Source organism: Pedobacter nanyangensis, assembly GCF_003313505.1.
GTDB lineage: Bacteria > Bacteroidota > Bacteroidia > Sphingobacteriales > Sphingobacteriaceae > Pedobacter > Pedobacter nanyangensis.
In genome coordinates this window covers 1-17,559 of sequence record NZ_QMHO01000018.1, presented here as the reverse complement: position 1 = coordinate 17,559, position 17,559 = coordinate 1, and the positions used below count along the sequence as shown (strand labels likewise).

14 protein-coding genes are annotated in these 17,559 nt (G+C 41.9%); 9 read left to right on the top strand and 5 right to left on the bottom strand.

Going from position 1 to position 17,559, the window contains the following annotated elements; translation table 11 throughout:
• Positions 1-173 precede the first annotated feature (173 nt).
• Together DUT71_RS18995 and DUT71_RS18990 are read right to left on the bottom strand one after the other, a co-directional pair.
• Positions 174-1,358, bottom strand: coding sequence for an asparagine synthetase B (locus DUT71_RS18995; protein WP_113664152.1), 1,185 nt, complete (start codon positions 1,356-1,358; stop codon positions 174-176).
• Between the two features lie 276 nt (positions 1,359-1,634).
• On the bottom strand, positions 1,635-5,708 hold the full coding sequence (locus DUT71_RS18990; RefSeq protein ID WP_113664126.1) for a hybrid sensor histidine kinase/response regulator transcription factor: 4,074 nt from the start codon (positions 5,706-5,708) through the stop codon (positions 1,635-1,637).
• 171 nt (positions 5,709-5,879) lie between these two features.
• Here DUT71_RS18990 and DUT71_RS18985 point away from each other — a divergent pair, with 171 nt between their 5' ends.
• The 5 genes from DUT71_RS18985 (at position 5,880) to DUT71_RS18965 (ending at position 11,081) form a co-directional block, all read left to right on the top strand.
• Positions 5,880-7,295: a right-handed parallel beta-helix repeat-containing protein gene (locus DUT71_RS18985; protein ID WP_113664125.1), complete on the top strand. Its 1,416-nt coding sequence runs from the start codon at positions 5,880-5,882 to the stop codon at positions 7,293-7,295.
• 108 nt (positions 7,296-7,403) lie between these two features.
• A complete protein-coding gene (locus DUT71_RS18980) occupies positions 7,404-7,673 on the top strand; it encodes a hypothetical protein (protein ID WP_113664124.1) in 270 nt (89 codons plus the stop codon).
• 102 nt (positions 7,674-7,775) lie between these two features.
• Positions 7,776-9,773, top strand: coding sequence for a glycoside hydrolase family 2 protein (locus tag DUT71_RS18975; RefSeq protein WP_162796124.1), 1,998 nt, complete (start codon positions 7,776-7,778; stop codon positions 9,771-9,773).
• A gap of 238 nt (positions 9,774-10,011) precedes the next feature.
• A complete protein-coding gene (locus DUT71_RS18970; protein ID WP_113664151.1) occupies positions 10,012-10,470 on the top strand; it encodes a peptidylprolyl isomerase in 459 nt (152 codons plus the stop codon).
• Positions 10,471-10,544: 74 nt separating this feature from the next.
• A complete protein-coding gene (locus DUT71_RS18965; protein WP_113664122.1) occupies positions 10,545-11,081 on the top strand; it encodes a DUF5606 family protein in 537 nt (178 codons plus the stop codon).
• 57 nt (positions 11,082-11,138) lie between these two features.
• On the opposite strand, the gene DUT71_RS20415 is transcribed toward DUT71_RS18965, so the two are convergent.
• Positions 11,139-11,279 (bottom strand): hypothetical protein, encoded by a 141-nt coding sequence (locus tag DUT71_RS20415; protein WP_205313997.1) that lies wholly within the window; start codon positions 11,277-11,279, stop codon positions 11,139-11,141.
• Positions 11,280-11,388: 109 nt separating this feature from the next.
• Positions 11,389-11,862 carry a 23S rRNA (pseudouridine(1915)-N(3))-methyltransferase RlmH gene (gene rlmH / locus DUT71_RS18960; protein ID WP_113664121.1) on the bottom strand — a complete coding sequence of 158 codons (474 nt, stop codon included), beginning with the start codon at positions 11,860-11,862 and terminating at the stop codon, positions 11,389-11,391.
• Between the two features lie 108 nt (positions 11,863-11,970).
• On the opposite strand from rlmH, the gene DUT71_RS18955 reads away from it, so the two are divergent.
• The 4 genes from DUT71_RS18955 (at position 11,971) to DUT71_RS18940 (ending at position 16,168) form a co-directional block, all read left to right on the top strand.
• The gene (locus DUT71_RS18955; protein ID WP_113664120.1) at positions 11,971-13,782 is read left to right on the top strand and encodes a MutS-related protein; all 1,812 of its coding nucleotides are present in this window, start codon (positions 11,971-11,973) and stop codon (positions 13,780-13,782) included.
• A 173-nt stretch (positions 13,783-13,955) separates the two neighbouring features.
• Complete coding sequence (locus tag DUT71_RS18950; RefSeq protein ID WP_113664119.1) at positions 13,956-15,290, top strand: GH1 family beta-glucosidase; 1,335 nt, start codon at positions 13,956-13,958, stop codon at positions 15,288-15,290.
• A gap of 18 nt (positions 15,291-15,308) precedes the next feature.
• Positions 15,309-15,542, top strand: a complete 234-nt coding sequence (locus DUT71_RS18945) for a putative signal transducing protein (RefSeq protein ID WP_113664118.1) — start codon at positions 15,309-15,311, stop codon at positions 15,540-15,542.
• A 110-nt stretch (positions 15,543-15,652) separates the two neighbouring features.
• Positions 15,653-16,168: a transposase gene (locus tag DUT71_RS18940; RefSeq protein ID WP_113664117.1), complete on the top strand. Its 516-nt coding sequence runs from the start codon at positions 15,653-15,655 to the stop codon at positions 16,166-16,168.
• Positions 16,169-16,866: 698 nt separating this feature from the next.
• On the opposite strand, the gene DUT71_RS20300 is transcribed toward DUT71_RS18940, so the two are convergent.
• Complete coding sequence (locus DUT71_RS20300; RefSeq protein ID WP_162796123.1) at positions 16,867-17,022, bottom strand: hypothetical protein; 156 nt, start codon at positions 17,020-17,022, stop codon at positions 16,867-16,869.
• Between the last annotated feature and the right edge of the window lie 537 nt (positions 17,023-17,559).

Here is a 17,559-nt window from a genome sequence, read left to right as displayed (position 1 = left end):
AATTGCTTTTGTTCCCCATAAATGTAAGCCGTTGCGAAGGAAAGTGCAAAGCCTGTGGCGATACATAAAAAGGGCCAGGATTAGTAAGGTGTTGAGCATGAGGCTTGCTTTGTTTGCTTGTTCCCCCTGCTTCACCATAGAAACGGAAGCGTTAAGGCCTGTGTCAAAAAGATTTAAGTTTTCTGTGGTTTCTTTTTAGCGGCAGGAAACAGTACATTGTTTAAAATTAGGCGATAACCAGGTGAGGTGGGATGCAAGCTTAAATCGGTAGGAGGGTCGTTCACCTGATGTTGGTAGTCTTCAGGATCGTGGCCGCCATAAAAGCTGAACTGTCCCTTGCCAATTTCGCCATGTAGGTAACGCACTTCAGCGCCAGCTTTATTCTCGCCAAGTACGGTAATGCTGGGTTTAACCAAGCTTTTACGGAAAGCAGTGGTTTGGCCCATAAAGCCTTTAATTACTTTTTCGTGGTTTTGGGTAAGCATGGTAGGTACTAAATCCCATTTGGCCGAGAAATCAAACAGGCTAAAAAAATCATTGCTATTGTTAAAGCCCGTACGGGTTTGGGTTACATCTATATCCGAAAACTCATAGTTATAGGGGTTCATGTCAAGCTGAAAATTGGTGAAAGCTACGCTCTTTCCATAATCAATTTTTGCTTGGGCGTTGGCATCCATGCCGTCACCGTCAAACATACTTTCCAAAATATCTACGCCTTCGGCAGCAAGGGCAATATCAAAACTATCGGTACCTGAACACATAGCAAACAAAAAGCCGCCACCTACACAAAACTCTTTGATACGTTTGGCTACGGCCAGTTTCATCTGGGAAACTTTCTTAAAGCCATTGCGTTTGGCAGCGGCTTCCTGATATTTCACGTCTTCCTGGTACCAGGTGGCATTTCTGTAAGATGACCAAAACCTACCGTATTGCCCCGTAAAATCTTCGTGATGCAGGTGCAGCCAGTCGTACGAAATTAGTTTGTCTTTTAAAATGTCATCATCGTAAATCACCTCATAGGGGATTTCTGCATAGGTGAGTACCAGGGTAACGGCATCATCCCAAGGGAGTTTGCTTTTAGGGGAATAAACGGCAATTTTAGGGGCTTTTTCTAGTTTCACCATTTCCATGTTTACTGCTGGATCGCTAATTTCATTAAGGATGGCATTTACTTTTCCGTCGGGCAATACCTCATACGATACCCCCCTGATTTTGCATTCGTCTTCAATGGCCTTCACCTGTTTGACCAAAAAACTGCCGCCGCGGTAATTGAGCAACCAATCAACTTCTACTTGTTGCTTGATACACCAATAGGCAATTCCATAAGCCTTGAGGTGGTTTTTTTGGTTCTCGTCCATGTGAATTAGAATGGAAGCCGCTTTACCTGCTAAATGAAACAGCAGCAATAGCAGCAATAGCATGTATCTTTTACCTTGCATATACGAATGTAACTTTTTTAGCCCGATTTTAACACATTAACGTGAAAGTTGATGTTGGATTGTTGCAGTTTGCTTTTTGGGCTGTCGACCGTTGGTTGGCGCAATATAAAACCTGCAGGGCTTTTAATAACATGCTGTGAAATATTGCCACGTAAAGCGGAACTATTAGGAACCGATTGCTGTTGATCGTAGATTTTAATCTTTGTTGGATGGGGTATCTACATACTCGCTGGGGGTTTTCCCAAATTGCTTTTTAAACGCTCTGCTAAAATATTTACGATCGCTAAAACCTACCATATAGCCTATTTCGTACACGGTATATTTTTTTTGCAGCAGCAATTGTGCGGCCCTTTTTAAACGTATGGACTTTGCAAAATCATTTACCGACATATTGGTTAGCGCCTTAAGCTTTTTATAGAGTACAGATTGGCTCATGCCAATGCCTTCGGCAAGGTGCTCTACACCAAAATGCACATTTTCCATATTGTTTTCAATGATATGGATAAGCTTGGAAAGGAATTGTTCCTCAACAGGGGCTATGGCAATTTGCTGGGGTTCCAACACCAGGTGCCTGCTGAATTTTTGTTGCATAGTTTCCCTGCAATTGAGCAGGTTCTGGACATGAAGTTGAAGTATCTTGGAGCTAAAAGGCTTGGTCAAGTATGCATCTGCTCCGCCGCTCAGCCCACTGATCTGGTCTGTTTCTGAACTTTTTGCCGTTAAAAGAATAAGGGGAATGTGGCTGGTCCGCTGGTCGGCCTTCAATTTGTTGCACAGCGTAAAGCCATCCATTTGGGGCATCATTACATCGCTGATCACTAGGTCTGGCACTTCTTCGGTAGCCCTTGTCCATCCAGATAGCCCGTTTTTTGCCGTTAAAATATGGTAATCCTGCTCCAATGACTCTGCAACCATTTGTTGTATCGCCGCATTATCCTCTACCACTAAAATGGTATAGTTTTTCGCCTTCTTATTTTCTATGGTGTCCGTGGTTTCAATTGGGCCATGTGCTGTTGATGTGTTCATCTCATGGCTTTCTGAAACAGTATCTTGCAGGGCTTCATAACAGGCGTTATTAAAATGTTTGTTGCCCAATTGTAGGGTTACGGTAAAGTTGGTGTACCCCTGTCGATTGTTTTGGGCGGGTATGCTGTTTACGGTAATATTGCCTTTGTGAAGTTCTGCTATATGCTTGGAAAGTGCTAAACCAATACCATAGCCGGTGTTTTGTATGTTGTGATCATTTACTTGGAAAAAATTCGTGAACAATCGGTCCAGATGCTGGGGAGCTATCCCTCTTCCTGTATCTGTAATACTTACAAAAACCTGATTGGACAAGGTTTTCAAAGCAATGGAAATATGTCCGCCCTTTGGCGTAAACTTAAATGCGTTAGAGATCAGGTTAAAAAAAACTTTCTCGAGTTGTTCCTTGTCAAAATAAGCAATGATGGGCTGCTGTTCATATTTCAGAGAATAATGGATTTGTTTTTTTTCTGAAAGCGCTTCAAATAAACTGAAAATATTTCTGATAAAATCAACCAGATCATGTGCCGCAATGCGGAGCTTGAGGTGTTTGGTTTCTACTTTCCTAAAATCCATGAGTTCGCTAACTAGTCTTAAAAGCCTCTCCGCGTTGTTTTTTAAGTTGAGGCTCTCTTTTTTAAACTGCGGAGTGTGTTGGCTGATATCCAGCATTCTTTCTATGGGGGCCATAATTAGCGTAAGGTGTGTGCGGATTTCATGAGATACGTTGGTGAAAAAATTGAGTTTATTCTGGTGCAGTTCTTCGTCTTTGATGAGCAGTTCCCTGAGGTAAAAAAACCTCGTGATAAAGAAAAGAACAATCGCAATAAGCACAGCATAAATACAGAATGCCCACCATGTTTTCCAAAACGGCGGCAAAATTTCAATGTGTATACTAGCAGGGCTGCTCCAAAGGCCATCGTTGTTGGCTCCTTTTACAAGAAGTTTATAAGTACCTGAAGGGAGATTTGTATAGTTAGCAGAAGGGATTGTGGTTTCTATCCATTGCTTGTTGATGCCCTCCAATTTATAAGCATATCTATTCTTGGTAGATTTGATGTAATTGAGCAGTGCAAATTCAACCGTAAAAATGTTCTGGTCATACTTAAATACGAGCTTTTTGGTAAAGCTGATATCTTGCTGGAGTAGGCCATCAGGGGCATTGATCTTTACGGGTACATTGGACAATTTAAGCTGGGTAAATACTAGGGGTGCCTTGTAGTTATTCTTTTGTATTTCATCTGGAAAAAAATAAGTAAGTCCGTTGTAGCCTCCAAAAAAAAACTCACCACGTTTGCTGATAAAAAATGAATTGTAGTTGAACTCATCGCCAGCCAGCCCGTCGCTGGTTGTATAGGTTTGGAAAGTCAGGTTTGAGGGGTTGAATTTTGACAGGCCATTGGAGGTACTGATCCATAACTGATGTTTTTGATCTTCTAGTATACCCAGTACATTGTTGTTAGATAGCCCATTTTTTGTCGTAAACGGTTGCAAAAACATATCGCGTTTTGCGTTGTACTTTGACAGCCCGCCGTAATACAGCCCAATCCATATATTTTTTCTGCTATCTTGTTGTATGCAGTTAATGTAGTTGAAGTTTGGACTGGCGCTGTTGCTGCCCTTAGGTAGCGTATAGCGGTTTAATTTCCCAGTGGTAGGCGCATAGCGATAAAGGCCAGTAGTTGCGGCGATCCAGATATTGCCGTTTGCATCCTTGAAGAGCACTTTAATGTTTTTGTCAGAAAATTTTGCCAGCACTTTGACGGAGCTGTTGGGGCTTAGCTGGATTCCTTTTTTATCAAATATCCTGAGCCCAGTTTGACTGCCTACCCAGAATGTCCCATTGCCAGCTTCCAATAATGCTACAATTTCAGAACGCGTTCCGTTCAACTTGTCCTGTCCGGTAAAGAAATGGGTAACTTTGCCCGTTTCGGGATTCATAACATTAAGCCCTCCACCATGTGTTCCAATCCATATATTGCCATCTGTATCTTTATACAGAATTTTTATCAAGTCTGATCCAATATGCTGGGAATCATTGGGGTTGTCGTAATAATGTTTACATTTTCGGCTCTGCCAGTCCAAGTAATTTAGTCCACCTCCTTCGGTGGCAATCCACAGGTTGTTGCCGTTGGCGGCAATAATAGAGCTCACTACATTATGGCTGATACCTTCAGGCTGCTCGTTGTATTGTAAGGTTTTAAAATTTGTTGGCGATGCATAGTTTACATTTACGCCACCATAATAAGTGCCCACCCACATTGATCCATTTCGGTCTTCAAAAATGCTATAGATCGAATTTTGGTTCAGGCTTTTAGGCCGTGATTTTCGGTGCTGTATGGTTTGAAAGGTTTTGGTTTCTGGGTTTAAAATACTAAGGCCTTCCTGTGTGCCAATCCATATCTCTCCGGTGCTTTTCCGGATCATTTTTCTAATGGCGTTGTGAACCAGGCTGTTGTTGTTATTGTGGTGCAGAAACCTGGTGAAGGTTTTGCTTTTGTCATCAAAGAGGTTTAATCCCCCGTTTTCTGTAGCGAACCAAAGATTTTTGCTACGGTCTTCTACAATATCGGTTACTGCATTGTAGCTGATGCTCGAAGGGCTTGAGGTATGCTGAAAAATCTCTATATCGTATATTTTGCTGTTAAAGCGGCATCGGAACAGTTTATTGGCGGTGCCCACCCATAGATATCCCTTAAGATCTTCGTGCACGCATAATATTTCGCTTCCGGCTAGTTCTGAAGGCAAACCTAATTTTCCGGCCCAGGTAAATGATAAGCAAGAAGGATTGGTTAGCAGATAGAGCCCTCGTGTTGAGCCGATCCATAATCTTTTTTGTTTATCTTCATAAACGGCCCTGATCCCATTAACAGCATAGTTACGGCCTGTTTTCAGGTAAATTCTTTTGAAGGTACTTCTTTGAGGATCAAAATGGTTAAGCCCGTTGGCCGTGCCTACCCAAAGGCGCTTTTGGGTATCACTGTAGAGCGTAGTAACGTAGTCATCTGATATGCTTGTCGTATCGGAAGCACTACTTCTGTATAGCTTAAATTTGCTTCCATCATAACGGTTAAGGCCAAAGCGTGAACCATACCACATAAAGCCCCTGCTATCCTGAGTAATGGCAAATACCGAATTCTGGGACAATCCATTTTCGGCTACCAGATGATCAAAAATAGGAGGCTGGGCCACGCAGGTATGTAGCCCGAAAAAAAGAAGAGAAAGTATTATTGAGATGTACTTCATTTTTTCTTGGTTAAGGTAAATTTAGCTATAAAATATATCTTAAATTGCAATAAACACATTTGTCACCCCATATAAACAGGATTTTCATCCCTATATTTTATTAGATTGCCGCAATTTTACTTGCACCAAATACGGTGTTGCGGCAGCAATACTTAACCTAAAGTAGTTACTATGAAAAAGCTTTACTTATTTTTTACCGGGCTTCTTTTTTGTACAGGACTATTTGCCCAGCATAATGGGGCAAGTAGCTTTTATGTAGATAGCGAAAAAGGTGACGATAATGCTTCGGGAACTACTTTGGAAATGGCCTGGAAAAGTCTTGACAGGGTGAATAAACAGGTGTTTAAACCAGGCGACCAGGTTTTCTTTAAATGTGGTGGCGTGTGGAAGGGACAGCTTGTGCCCCAGGGTAGCGGCTCAAAAGTAAAACCAATTGTTTTTGGGTCTTATGCCAAAGGCAACAAACCAGTAATTGCCGCTGAAGGTAAATTCCGAGATGCCGTCTTGCTGAGGAACATCAGCAATGTTGTGGTACGCGACCTCGATATTTCTAATAAAGATAGTACTGTTAAAGAGCAGAAAACCGGGCCAACTGGTGTTTGCATCATGGCCGAAAACATTGGGACAATTACCAATATCCGCTTAAGCAATCTCTATATCCATGATATCAATGGCGATAATAAAAAGGGAAGCAAAGAAGGCCACGGCATTTATTGGGATTGTCAGGGGCCAAAAAACAGCAACATCGAAAACCTGCTGATAGAATATTGTACGTTGGAACGTGTAGATCGTAACGGTATCAGGGGGAACGGTACATTTGGGTTTAGGGACAATTGGTTCCCTAACAGAAACCTGGTGATCAGGGGCTGCAAGCTTCAGGATATCGGCGGAGATGGGATTGTGATTAAAGCCTTTGATGGATCTGTTGTGGAGCACAATAAATTATTTTACATCAGGACCAGGGCCAAAGATAATGCCGTTGGGATTTGGCCACACAGCAGCGACCATACCGTAATCCAATACAATGAAGTAGCTTTTACACAGAACCGCGACTATTCAAATGACGGCCAGTCGTTCGATATTGATGGCAACTGTAACCATACCACTATACAAAACAATTATAGCCATGATAATGAAGGAGGTTTTATGCTGGTTATTTCTGATGCGATCAATGCCAAAAGTTGGATGACCAAGAATAATATCATTAGAAATAACCTAAGCATTAACGATGGAAATAATCGGAAGCGCCTTTTCAATTTTGCCCTGACAACAGACAGCACCCTGATCTCAGGTAATGTTTTTTATAACAATTCAAACGATTCTGTTAAAGTTGAACTTATTGACATTGAACATGCTGTTCCTAAGAATGTAATATTTGAAAACAATGTTTTCCAGTTTATGGGGGCAACTAAAGGACAATTTACAAAATCTGCCAAACAGTATAACGCATTGACCTGGAGACGCAACTCCTTTAAGGGAAATATCAGCGGAAAAGAAAAACTATCGAATATGACGGCGGGCGATGCTGTATTGACAGATAAAAACCAGTATCCCTGGAGATTATTAAAAACTTTAAAAATCCAATAGAAAAATAAAAACCTACTGAGAAGGTATTGCCGGAGGGATAAGCACTCCGAAAGGAAGCGTATGGCCTGTCCGATTTATATATCCACTTAGAAAAATCAATAAAATACGATGAGAAAAAACTACTTGATGAAATTGTTTTTTCTGCTTTTGGCCCTGCCATTATCGGTAATGGCGCAAAGTCAGAAATTTAAGGGTAAGGTTACCGATGTGCAGGGCGACCCTTTGTCCGATGTTTTGATCACCTTGGAGGGAACGGAAACCACCGCGTTAACGGACCGGCACGGTAATTTTGAAATGGAAGCGGCGAGCGGACAGATCCCGATCACAAGCCTTGAAATTGGCAGAAGTCCGGCCTTGGTACAAAATCCAGGCTGGTAATACAAGAAAAACCATACTAAAACTATTACCCATTACACAAATCAAACAGGAGAACACAAAATTATCATGCCGTATAAAAAAATTATCACCCTCTTTTTTTTAATGTTTAGTGTAGGATCCGGCTATGCCGGCAATGGTAGGGAAACCCTGCCCTTTAATAAAAATTGGCAGTTTTATTTTGCTTATAATTTTGAGCAAAACATCACCAAACAAAAAATTGACCTTCCCCACACCTGGAATGCTGCGGAAACGCTGAAAGGAGTGGCTGCTTATAACCGTACCTCGGCCATTTATGAGAATACACTTAACGTAACAGAGGAGATGAAAGGCAAAAGGCTGTTCCTATATTTCGAAGGGGTTAACAGTGTAGCAGCGGTATTGCTGAACAACAAATTTGTAAACGAACATAAGGGCGGATATACCGGATTTTGTTTTGAAATAACAAATTTTGTAAAGCAAGGAGCTAATACTGTTATAGTACAGGCAAGCAATGCCTATCGGCTGGATGTTATTCCCCTTCATGGCGATTTTAATGTTTACGGAGGCATTCACCGCCCGGTATCCCTCATCATAACAGGCCAGAACTGTATCAGTCCTTTGGACCATGGCTCATCTGGAATTTATATCAGCCAACAACAAGTATCAGCAAAATCCGCAAAAATTAAGGTGTTAACTAAACTATCGCTCGTTAACAACACCGGTTTATCAATAAGAACCGAGATATACGATAAGAAAAAAAATGTGGTCGCTTCGGCCATTGCAAATCTTATGGATAGCCATAGTGCGCAGTATAGTCAAGAACTAAACCTCAACAATCCACACTTATGGGACGGAAAAAGCGATGCCTACCTCTATACCGTAGCAGTTAGCTTATGGAAAAATGAGCAGCTCATTGATAAGGTAATCCAGCCGCTCGGTTTACGTTTTTTTCATGTCGATCCTGATAAAGGCTTTTTTTTAAACGGAAAATACCTTGATCTGTACGGAGCAGGTCGCCATGAAGATCTGGCTAGCAAAGGTTCGGCTTTGAGTAATGCAGACCAAGACAATGACATGGAGCTCATTAAAGAATTAGGGGCTACAGCCATGCGCTTAACACACTACCCGCAAAACAAATATTTTTATGACTTGTGCGACCGAAATGGGATCATACTTTGGTCGGAAATTCCCTTTGTTGGACCAGGAGGATATACGGGTACTGGCTACATGAAAAATAAAGTGCTTGAAGATAATATTAAGACAATGCTCAGGGAGTTAATTAGACAGAATTATAATCATCCGTCCATTTTTTTCTGGGGAATTTTTAATGAATTAAAGCTGGATTATGACGATCCGGAACCTTTTATTCGTGAATTGGATGCTTTGGTAAAACAAGAAGATCCAGGCAGATTGACAACACTAGCTTCCAATCTTAAACAAAAAGAGTTTAACGGTTTGACTGACCTGATGGGGTGGAATAAATATTACGGCTGGTACGGCGGAAATTTTGATGACATTGCGAAATGGGCCGATGAAACACACCAGATCATGCCCCTTGTTCCAATTTCAGTAAGTGAATATGGTGCAGGGGCCAGCCCGTTTAAACACATCGAAGAATTGACTAAACCCAATCCCTCCGGACACTTCCACCCCGAAGAATGGCAAACCGCCTTCCATGAAAAGCACTGGGCGGCACTAAAGCAACGCCCGTTTGTTTGGGGGAAATTTATCTGGGTTTTAACTGATTTTGGATCTTCGATACGTACAGAAGGCGACCATAATGGCATTAATGACAAGGGCCTGGTCACCTATGATAGAAAAATTAAAAAGGATGCCTTTTATTTTTATAAAGCCAATTGGAATCCAGAGCCAATACTTTACATTGCGGAGCGAAGAAATAATATTCGACGCAAAAAAACAGCCAATATTAAGGTTTTTTCCAACATGCAAACCGTGGAGCTATGGTTAAACGGAAAATTCTATTCCAGCAAAAATACCAACAACTTAAAAACTGTTTTATGGGAAAATGTTGAACTGCAACCCGGGAAAAATACGATCTTGGTAAAATCTATACAAGGAGGAAAGGTATTGCAGGACACCTGTTCCTGGCGTAGGATGTAGCTCTAGTAGTTTATATGTTATGGGTAGGCCAAAATGATTAACACCGGGAGTGCCCCTTAGCTCACCTGTAAAATTTAAGCAGTACGCTAGCGCAAAGCGATTGCGGCATAAAGAGAAGTTGCAGGGCCGATGAGTACCGGCCTGCCTTTGCTTAAAACGCCATTATCTTATCATCATATCATCACCTTATCACATTTAATTTATTTGTTTAAATTTGCACTCTTAACAAAAAATGAAAATGGGTAAAGCAATTATAAAAACGGTAAAAGGCGACATGACCGTGGAGTTTTATGAAAAAGATGCTCCTAAAGCCGTTGCAAACTTTAAAAAATTAGCTAAAGAAGGATTTTACGATGGCGTAACTTTCCACCGTGTGATCCCTAACTTTGTGGTGCAAGGTGGCTGCCCTAACTCTAAAGATGGAGCTGCCGGTATCCCGGGAACTGGTGGGCCAGGCTACAAAATTGACTGTGAATTAGATGGCGACAACCAATACCACGACAGGGGGGTACTCTCGATGGCACACGCTGGCAGAAACACCGGCGGTTCGCAGTTTTTCATTTGTCACAGCAGAGATAATACTGCACACTTAGACCGTAACCATACTTGTTTTGGTAAAGTGGTTGAAAATGTAGACCTTGTTGACGATATCCGCCAAGGAGATAAAATTTTAACTGTAGAAGTAATTGAAGACTAAATGCGTTGGGCGTTTGGCGTTTGGCGTTTTTAAACGCTTTGCACCTTACGCTAGCCGCTTAACAAATAAAAAAGATGAATTTAAGAGGAATTGTATCTGTTTCAGGTAGACCCGGTCTTTTTAAACTTATTGGGCAAAACAAGGCTGGCTATGTTTTAGAAAGTCTTGATGCGCAAAAATTAAAGATTGTAGCTAACCTTTCGAACACTAAATTGGCTTCGTTGGAAGACATTACCATTTATGGCGAAGATGATGAGCTGAAGCTTACCGATGTATTGGCCAACATAGCGGCTACTAAAACCGCAGTGCCTGATTTAAAGGCCGATGGAAATACCTTAAGAAACTTCTTTAACGAAGTAGCTCCGAACCACGACCAAGAGAAAGTTTACGCTTCTGATATGAAGAAAATCTTAACTTGGTACAACTTGTTGAAAGATATGCCTTTGTTTACAGAAGCAGCGCCAGGAACTGAAGAGGCTGCACCTAAAGTAGAGGATAAGGTTGAAGCTAAGCCAAAAGCGGCCCCTAAAGCAAAAACAGCCAAAGCACCAACCGCAAAAACTGCTGCTCCGGCAAAAAAGGCAACTATGCCAGCTAAAAGAGGAGCCTGATATTCTAAGAAGATTTTTAAAATAAAAAACACCAATCCGTTAAAGATTGGTGTTTTTTTATGCAAAGAAATATTTATAGACATACCAAAGCACTACCAACGCTATGGCAATGATTAAAATGGCATTGATATACTTTTTTTCTTTGGAAGTGTCTGTCCTGAATTTGTAGTTTCTTTTATAATCGCTCGGTAACTTCATAATGCCTCCTTTTTATAAGGTGATGTTTTAGTTAAAGATATTCCACAATGTTTTGCCACAAATGCACGAATATTTACTGCTATAGCCATCACTGTATTTGTGGGTAAATTTATTCATGATGATAAGGCTCGTTTTTCAAGATAGTAAAAGCACGGTATAATTGTTCTACAAAAAACAGTCGTACCATTTGATGCGAGAACGTCATGTCCGATAGGGAGATGCTGCTGTTGGACCTTTGGTAAATGCTTTCGTCAAAACCATACGGGCCACCAATAATAAAAACCAGGTTTTGCACACTGCCCACCATTTGCTTATTGATATATTGAGAAAATTGCATCGAACTGTATTTCTTGCCTTTTTCATCCAATAGTACAACAACATCGCTATTGGTCAACTGTTTTAAAATAAGCTCGGCCTCCTTGCTTTTTTGTTGTGCTTCGGAGAGGTTTTTGCTGTTTTTGATATCGGGAATTGCCGTAAAGCTAAAGTTGATGTAGTGTTTCAACCTGCCCAGGTATTTCCCGATGCCTTCAACGAGGTATTTATCTTCAGTTTTGCCAATGGCTATTAGGCTAATCTTCATCTAGTATTTTATCTTTACAGCTTTAAATTACTTTTTCATAACATGGATGAAACAAGTTGAATGCTTGGGCGTCCATATTAGCCCAATGCATAAATTTCTACAAAGATAATGTTAAATACCGAGCAAGATAGACTAAAAACATACGAAGCTTCAGCTAAACAACAGCAAGAGCATATTTCAGCACTAAAGAAACAGATCGACAGGCTTTCGGTGGTACGGGTAGCATTGTTGTTGGTTGAGGTAGGTTTTTTTGTTGGTTTAACCAGCTCTGGTACCGACCTCTCAACTGCTATCTGGAGCTGCCTTCTGTTATTGCCTGTTGCGGTATTTGTGGCCGTAGTGAAACAACAAAATAAACTTGAAAAGCAGTATCAATTTCACCAAAACCTACTTTGGGTATACGAAAATGAAATGGGCATGCTACGCGGAAATCCAAATGGCTATGATGATGGATCGATGTTTGAAGATGAGCAGCATCCATACCTTTCTGATTTGGATATTTTTGGCAAATCATCATTATATGCCCTGATCAATAGAAGCGCAAGTAAACTTGGCGTAGAAACCCTGGCCCGGCATTTAGCTGCCGAAAGCAACAAAGAAACCATTTTGGCCCGGCAACAGGCTATCGCCGAATTAATGCTACATATAGATAGTGCGTTTGAGTTCAGGGCCAACCTACGTGGGCATGAGCTGGGCAGGATTGAGGAAATTAAGCATAAATTAACACAGCAACTGGTTAGGCAGGTTGCTTTTACCACGAACCGATTTTTAAGACTTTATGTAAAACTTGTACCTTACCTGATGTTGGTTCTTTTGTTTGCAGGATTAGTTTTTGGAGGCAAGATATGGGGTGTTTTTGGTTTAGGCGCTTTTGCCAACGCACTGCTTACCTATCGGTATTCGAAACAGATAACCCAGGTTTATTACGGTTTTAGTGGCAGTTCCAATTTATTGGGCAGCTATGCGGAGGCCATTGCCTGGACCGAACAGCATGAGTGGAGAAGCCATTATATTAAAGCTTTGTTCCATACTCAAGAAAAGGTAAGCGGACATATTAAAGCTTTGGCGAAAATTATCGTAGAGTTTGATGCAAGATTGAATTTCCTGCTGTACGCCATCCTGAATTTCTTTTTGTTGTGGGACCTGAAATGCTGTGTGAAACTAGGGAATTGGACTGCCAACGTTGGGGCGGAAGTGGCTTTGGGCTTAGATCGTATTGGGTACTTTGAGGAACTGATCTCGATGGCCACTTTGCATTATAACCAGCCGCAATGGATCTTCCCCAAAATAAATGACGGTTTTTCGCTAAAGGCTCAAACCTTAGGGCATCCGCTAATTCCGGTAAACAAACGGGTGGACAATGATTATATGCTCCGGGAACATCCAACAGTAGACATTGTTACAGGTTCTAACATGGCGGGTAAAAGTACTTTTCTGCGTACCGTAGGAATTAATATGGTATTGGCCTATGCCGGCGCACCAGTGTGTGCGGCGAAAATGGAACTTTCTATTTTTAAGCTACTTACCTACATGCGTATTAAAGATAACCTGATTGAAAACACCTCCACGTTTAAAGCTGAACTGAACCGGCTAAAAATGATTTTGACAGAGGTAGAGGTACACCATAATACCTTTGTACTGATTGATGAAATGCTAAGAGGCACCAACAGCAAGGACAAGTTTGATGGCTCCAAAGCCTTTATTGAGAAATTGATCGCCTTGCAGATTCCCACTTTGTTTGCCACGCATGATCTACAGCTCTCCGAACTCGAACAGGCGCATCCTGCCACGGTGCGTAATTTTCATTTCGATATTCAGTTGATAGGTGAGGAAATGGATTTTGATTACCTCATGAAACAGGGGCCTTGTGCCAAGTTTAATGCAGCAATTTTGTTGAGGCAGATTGGATTGGGAGGATAGTGTGTTAGATGTTTGATTTTATTTTTTAACCACCTTAGAAACCTTCGAACATTTTAGTTTCTGGGGGACTACGTTTAGATAAACTTACGTGCCTTAGGCGTTCAATTTTACTTTAATATTTAAATAACTTTAACTTTACATAATCTCGCATTTTATTCATTTTATTTGAGGTAATGTACAGCAGCGATTTCGGTAAAGATTTTTTATGGGGTGTAGCTACAGCAGCTGCTCAAATAGAAGGTGCGGCCAGTACATATGGTAAGGGGCCCAGTATTTGGGATACTTTTTCTAAGAAGCCGGGAAAAATCAAAAAAGGACATAAGCCTGAGGAAGCTTGCGATTTTTATCATCGTTATCCACAAGATATTGCTTTGGTGAAAACACTGGGCTTTAAAGTGTTCCGGATGTCTATTGCCTGGCCGCGTATTTTCCCTTTGGGAGATGATAAACTCAATGCCGAAGGTGTTGCCTTTTATCATAAGGTAATAGATGAATGCCTGAAGAATGATCTGATCCCCATGGTTACCCTTTATCACTGGGATTTGCCCGAAGCCCTTTCTAAAGAAGGTGGATGGACAGCCTACGGAATTAACCACGCTTTTAATGAATATGTGCTTTTTTGTGCTAAGGAGTATGGTAATAAGGTAAAACACTGGATTGTAATTAACGAACCTTTTGGCTTTACTTCCCTGGGATATATGCTAGGGGTGCATGCCCCGGGACTTACTGGAGTTACCAATTTTTTTGAAGCAGCACTACATACGGCTATTGCACAGGCTGATGGAGGTAGGATTTTAAGGGCCGAGGTTGGGCAAGCGGTGATCGGCACCGCCTTTTCATGTTCGGAAATTGTACCTTACAGCCACGCTGACCAGGATATGATGATTGCAAAAAGAACGGATGTTTTGATGAACCGCTTCTTTTTGGAGCCCGCCTTAGGCCTGGGTTTCCCTACGGGTAATTGGGATGTATTGGAGAAATTTGCCATCAGTTATTCTACATGGCGCCATCAAAGTCGCATGGCATTTGATTTTGATTTTATCGGTATCCAAAACTATTTTCCGCTGGTAGTTAAGTACAATGCTTTTATCCCAGTAGTGCAGGCCTGGGAGGTGAAAGCTAAAAGCAGGAAAGTGCCCTGCACGGCCATGGGCTGGGAAATTAATGCCGATAGTTTTTATCGCATCATTAAACAGTTTGCCGCTTACCCACAGGTGAAGCATATCATGATCACCGAAAATGGCGCTGCTTTTCACGACAAGCTTGTAAATGGAAAGATAGATGATGTGGAGAGAATAAATTATTTTAAAGCCTATCTAGCTGCAGCATTAAAGGCTAAAAATGAAGGAGCGAATATTACAGGTTATTTGGCGTGGACCCTGATGGATAATTTTGAATGGGCCGAAGGTTATCAGGCTAGATTTGGCCTGGTGCATAATGATTTCAAAACGCAGCAGCGTACCATAAAACAGTCTGGCTATTGGTGGCAGGAATTTCTGTCCAAGTAAATCCTTATATTTATCCGTATGGAAAATAAAATTGTAGTCTACAAAACTTTTGAGAGCCCTATGGAGGCAAATATTGTTAGAGCTCGTTTGCAGGATGCAGGGTTTGAGTGTTTTCTTACCGGAGAGAATGCTGCATTGGTTTATCCGGTTTTTGATACTTCGATTAGCGGGATACAGCTACATGTTTTTGAGAAAGATGTTGAAGCTATTTCGCATTTCTTGACAGAAGATGATGCTCTAGAAGGACTGTAAGTGAATCCGCTCCAGTGTTTTTATATGTGCCGATTTAGCTAGACTATATTTAGTACCCTCCAACAAATATTTAACAGGTTCTATGTTTTACCTATGCTCAGAATTTTGTTATGAATAATTCATATCATGTCGAATTTTTAACGGCTACCATTTTAGACTGGAAACATCTTTTGGACGATAATTTTAAGATGCTGATAGTAAACACTATGGAATGGTTAACTTCAAACGGGAGATGCGTGATATTTGGATTTGTCATTATGCCCAACCACTTGCATCTGTTATGGAAGATTTCCGATGATTTTGAAAGGTCGCAGGTACAGGGCGCATTGTTAAGCTATACGGCCCATGTCTTTAAGCGAGAATTGTCTTCTGCTGGACTTAAGGCCCTAGCTCCATATCGTGTCGACTTAAAGGATAGGACTTTCCAATTTTGGCAAAAGGATTGTATGGTGAAGGAGTGTTGGAGCGAATGGTTTTTAGAGGAAAAACTAGATTATATCCATCAAAATCCGTTGCAGCGGCACTGGAATTTAGCAGCATTGCCCGAAGAGTATTATTGGTCTTCGGCTTCTTTTTACATGCAAAAGGAAAACCCCTTTAAGTTTTTAACTCATTATAAAGATTGAAGTATTTGCCGTTGGCGAGGACGCCAACTACGGCATGGTGCTAAATCCAGCATGGTGCTAAATCCGGCATGTTGCCAGCTAAGGCATGTTGCCAACCAAGGCATTGAGCTAACTATGGCATGCTGCCAAACCCTGCAATGGCTAACAGGCTATGCCGATTGGGTATGTTGTGCAAAGAGGAACGGGCTGATGTTCGCTTTTGTTCTGTCCTTTCCTGAATGCAGCTTTAGCTTATAGGTTGGCTGTAGTTGTCGTCCCCGCCAACTGCTGGTTGTAAGCCCTCTCATTTATCAAGATTGAAGTATTTGCCGTTGGCGAGGACGCCAACTACGGCATGTTGCCAGCTAAGGCATGTTGTCAACCAAGGCATTGAGCTAACTATGGCATGCTGCCAAACCCTGCAATGGCTGACAGGCTATGCCGATTGGGTATGTTGTTCAAAGAGGAACGGGCTGATGTTCGCTTTTGTTCTGTCCTTTCCTGAATGCAGCTTTAGCTTCATAGGCTGCTGTAGTTGGCGTCCTCGCCAACTGCTGGTTGTAAGCCCTCTCATTTATCAAGATTGAAATATTTGCCGTTGGCGAGGACGCCAACTACGGCATCGTGCTAAATTCGGCATGGTGCGAGCTACGGCATGGTGCTAACCAAGGCATGGAGCCAACTATGGCATGCTGCCAAACCCTGCAATGGCTAACAGGCTATGCCGATTGGGCATGTTGTGCAAAGAGGAACGGGCTGATGTTCGCTTTTGTTCCGTCCTTTCTTGAATGCAGCTTTAGCTTCATAGGTTGGCTGTAGTTGTAGGTAGGCTGTAGTTGGCGTCCTCGCCAACTGCTGGTTGTAAGCCCTCTCATTTATCAAGATTGAAATATTTGCCGTTGGCGGGGACGCCAACTACGGCATGGTGCCAAATCCGGCATGGTGCGAGCTAAGGCATGGTGCTAAATTCGGCATAGTGCTAACTATGGTATGTTGCCAGCTAAGGCATATTGCTAACCAAGGCATGGTTGCTAACTATGGCATGTTGCCAAACCCGGCAATGGCTAACAGGCTATGCCGATTGGGTATGTTGTTCAAAGAGGAACGGGCTGATGTTCGCTTTTGTTCTGTCCTTTCCTGAATGCAGCTTTAGCTTATAGGTTGGCTGTAGTTGTCGTCCCCGCCAACTGCTGGTTGTAAGCCCTCTCATTTATCAAGATTGAAGTATTTGCCGTTGGCGAGGACGCCAACTACGGCAGGGTACCAAATTCGGCATGTTGCCAGCTAAGGCATGGTGCTAACTATGGTATGCTGCCAAACCCTGCAATGGCTAACAGGCTATGTCGATTGGGTATGTTGTTCAAAGAGGAACGGGCTGATGTTCGCTTTTGTTCCGTCCTTTCTTGAATGCA

Excerpts from the sequence above, each read along its gene's own strand:
- DUT71_RS18995 (WP_113664152.1), bottom strand. The coding sequence starts at position 1,358 with ATGGACGAGAACCAAAAAAACCACCTCAAGGCTTATGGAATTGCCTAT.
- DUT71_RS18990 (WP_113664126.1), bottom strand. The coding sequence starts at position 5,708 with ATGAAGTACATCTCAATAATACTTTCTCTTCTTTTTTTCGGGCTACAT.
- DUT71_RS18985 (WP_113664125.1), top strand. The coding sequence starts at position 5,880 with ATGAAAAAGCTTTACTTATTTTTTACCGGGCTTCTTTTTTGTACAGGA.
- DUT71_RS18980 (WP_113664124.1), top strand. The coding sequence starts at position 7,404 with ATGAGAAAAAACTACTTGATGAAATTGTTTTTTCTGCTTTTGGCCCTG.
- DUT71_RS18975 (WP_162796124.1), top strand. The coding sequence starts at position 7,776 with ATGTTTAGTGTAGGATCCGGCTATGCCGGCAATGGTAGGGAAACCCTG.
- DUT71_RS18970 (WP_113664151.1), top strand. The coding sequence starts at position 10,012 with ATGGGTAAAGCAATTATAAAAACGGTAAAAGGCGACATGACCGTGGAG.
- DUT71_RS18965 (WP_113664122.1), top strand. The coding sequence starts at position 10,545 with ATGAATTTAAGAGGAATTGTATCTGTTTCAGGTAGACCCGGTCTTTTT.
- DUT71_RS20415 (WP_205313997.1), bottom strand. The coding sequence starts at position 11,279 with ATGAAGTTACCGAGCGATTATAAAAGAAACTACAAATTCAGGACAGAC.
- rlmH (WP_113664121.1), bottom strand. The coding sequence starts at position 11,862 with ATGAAGATTAGCCTAATAGCCATTGGCAAAACTGAAGATAAATACCTC.
- DUT71_RS18955 (WP_113664120.1), top strand. The coding sequence starts at position 11,971 with ATGTTAAATACCGAGCAAGATAGACTAAAAACATACGAAGCTTCAGCT.
- DUT71_RS18950 (WP_113664119.1), top strand. The coding sequence starts at position 13,956 with ATGTACAGCAGCGATTTCGGTAAAGATTTTTTATGGGGTGTAGCTACA.
- DUT71_RS18945 (WP_113664118.1), top strand. The coding sequence starts at position 15,309 with ATGGAAAATAAAATTGTAGTCTACAAAACTTTTGAGAGCCCTATGGAG.
- DUT71_RS18940 (WP_113664117.1), top strand. The coding sequence starts at position 15,653 with ATGAATAATTCATATCATGTCGAATTTTTAACGGCTACCATTTTAGAC.
- DUT71_RS20300 (WP_162796123.1), bottom strand. The coding sequence starts at position 17,022 with ATGAGAGGGCTTACAACCAGCAGTTGGCGAGGACGCCAACTACAGCCT.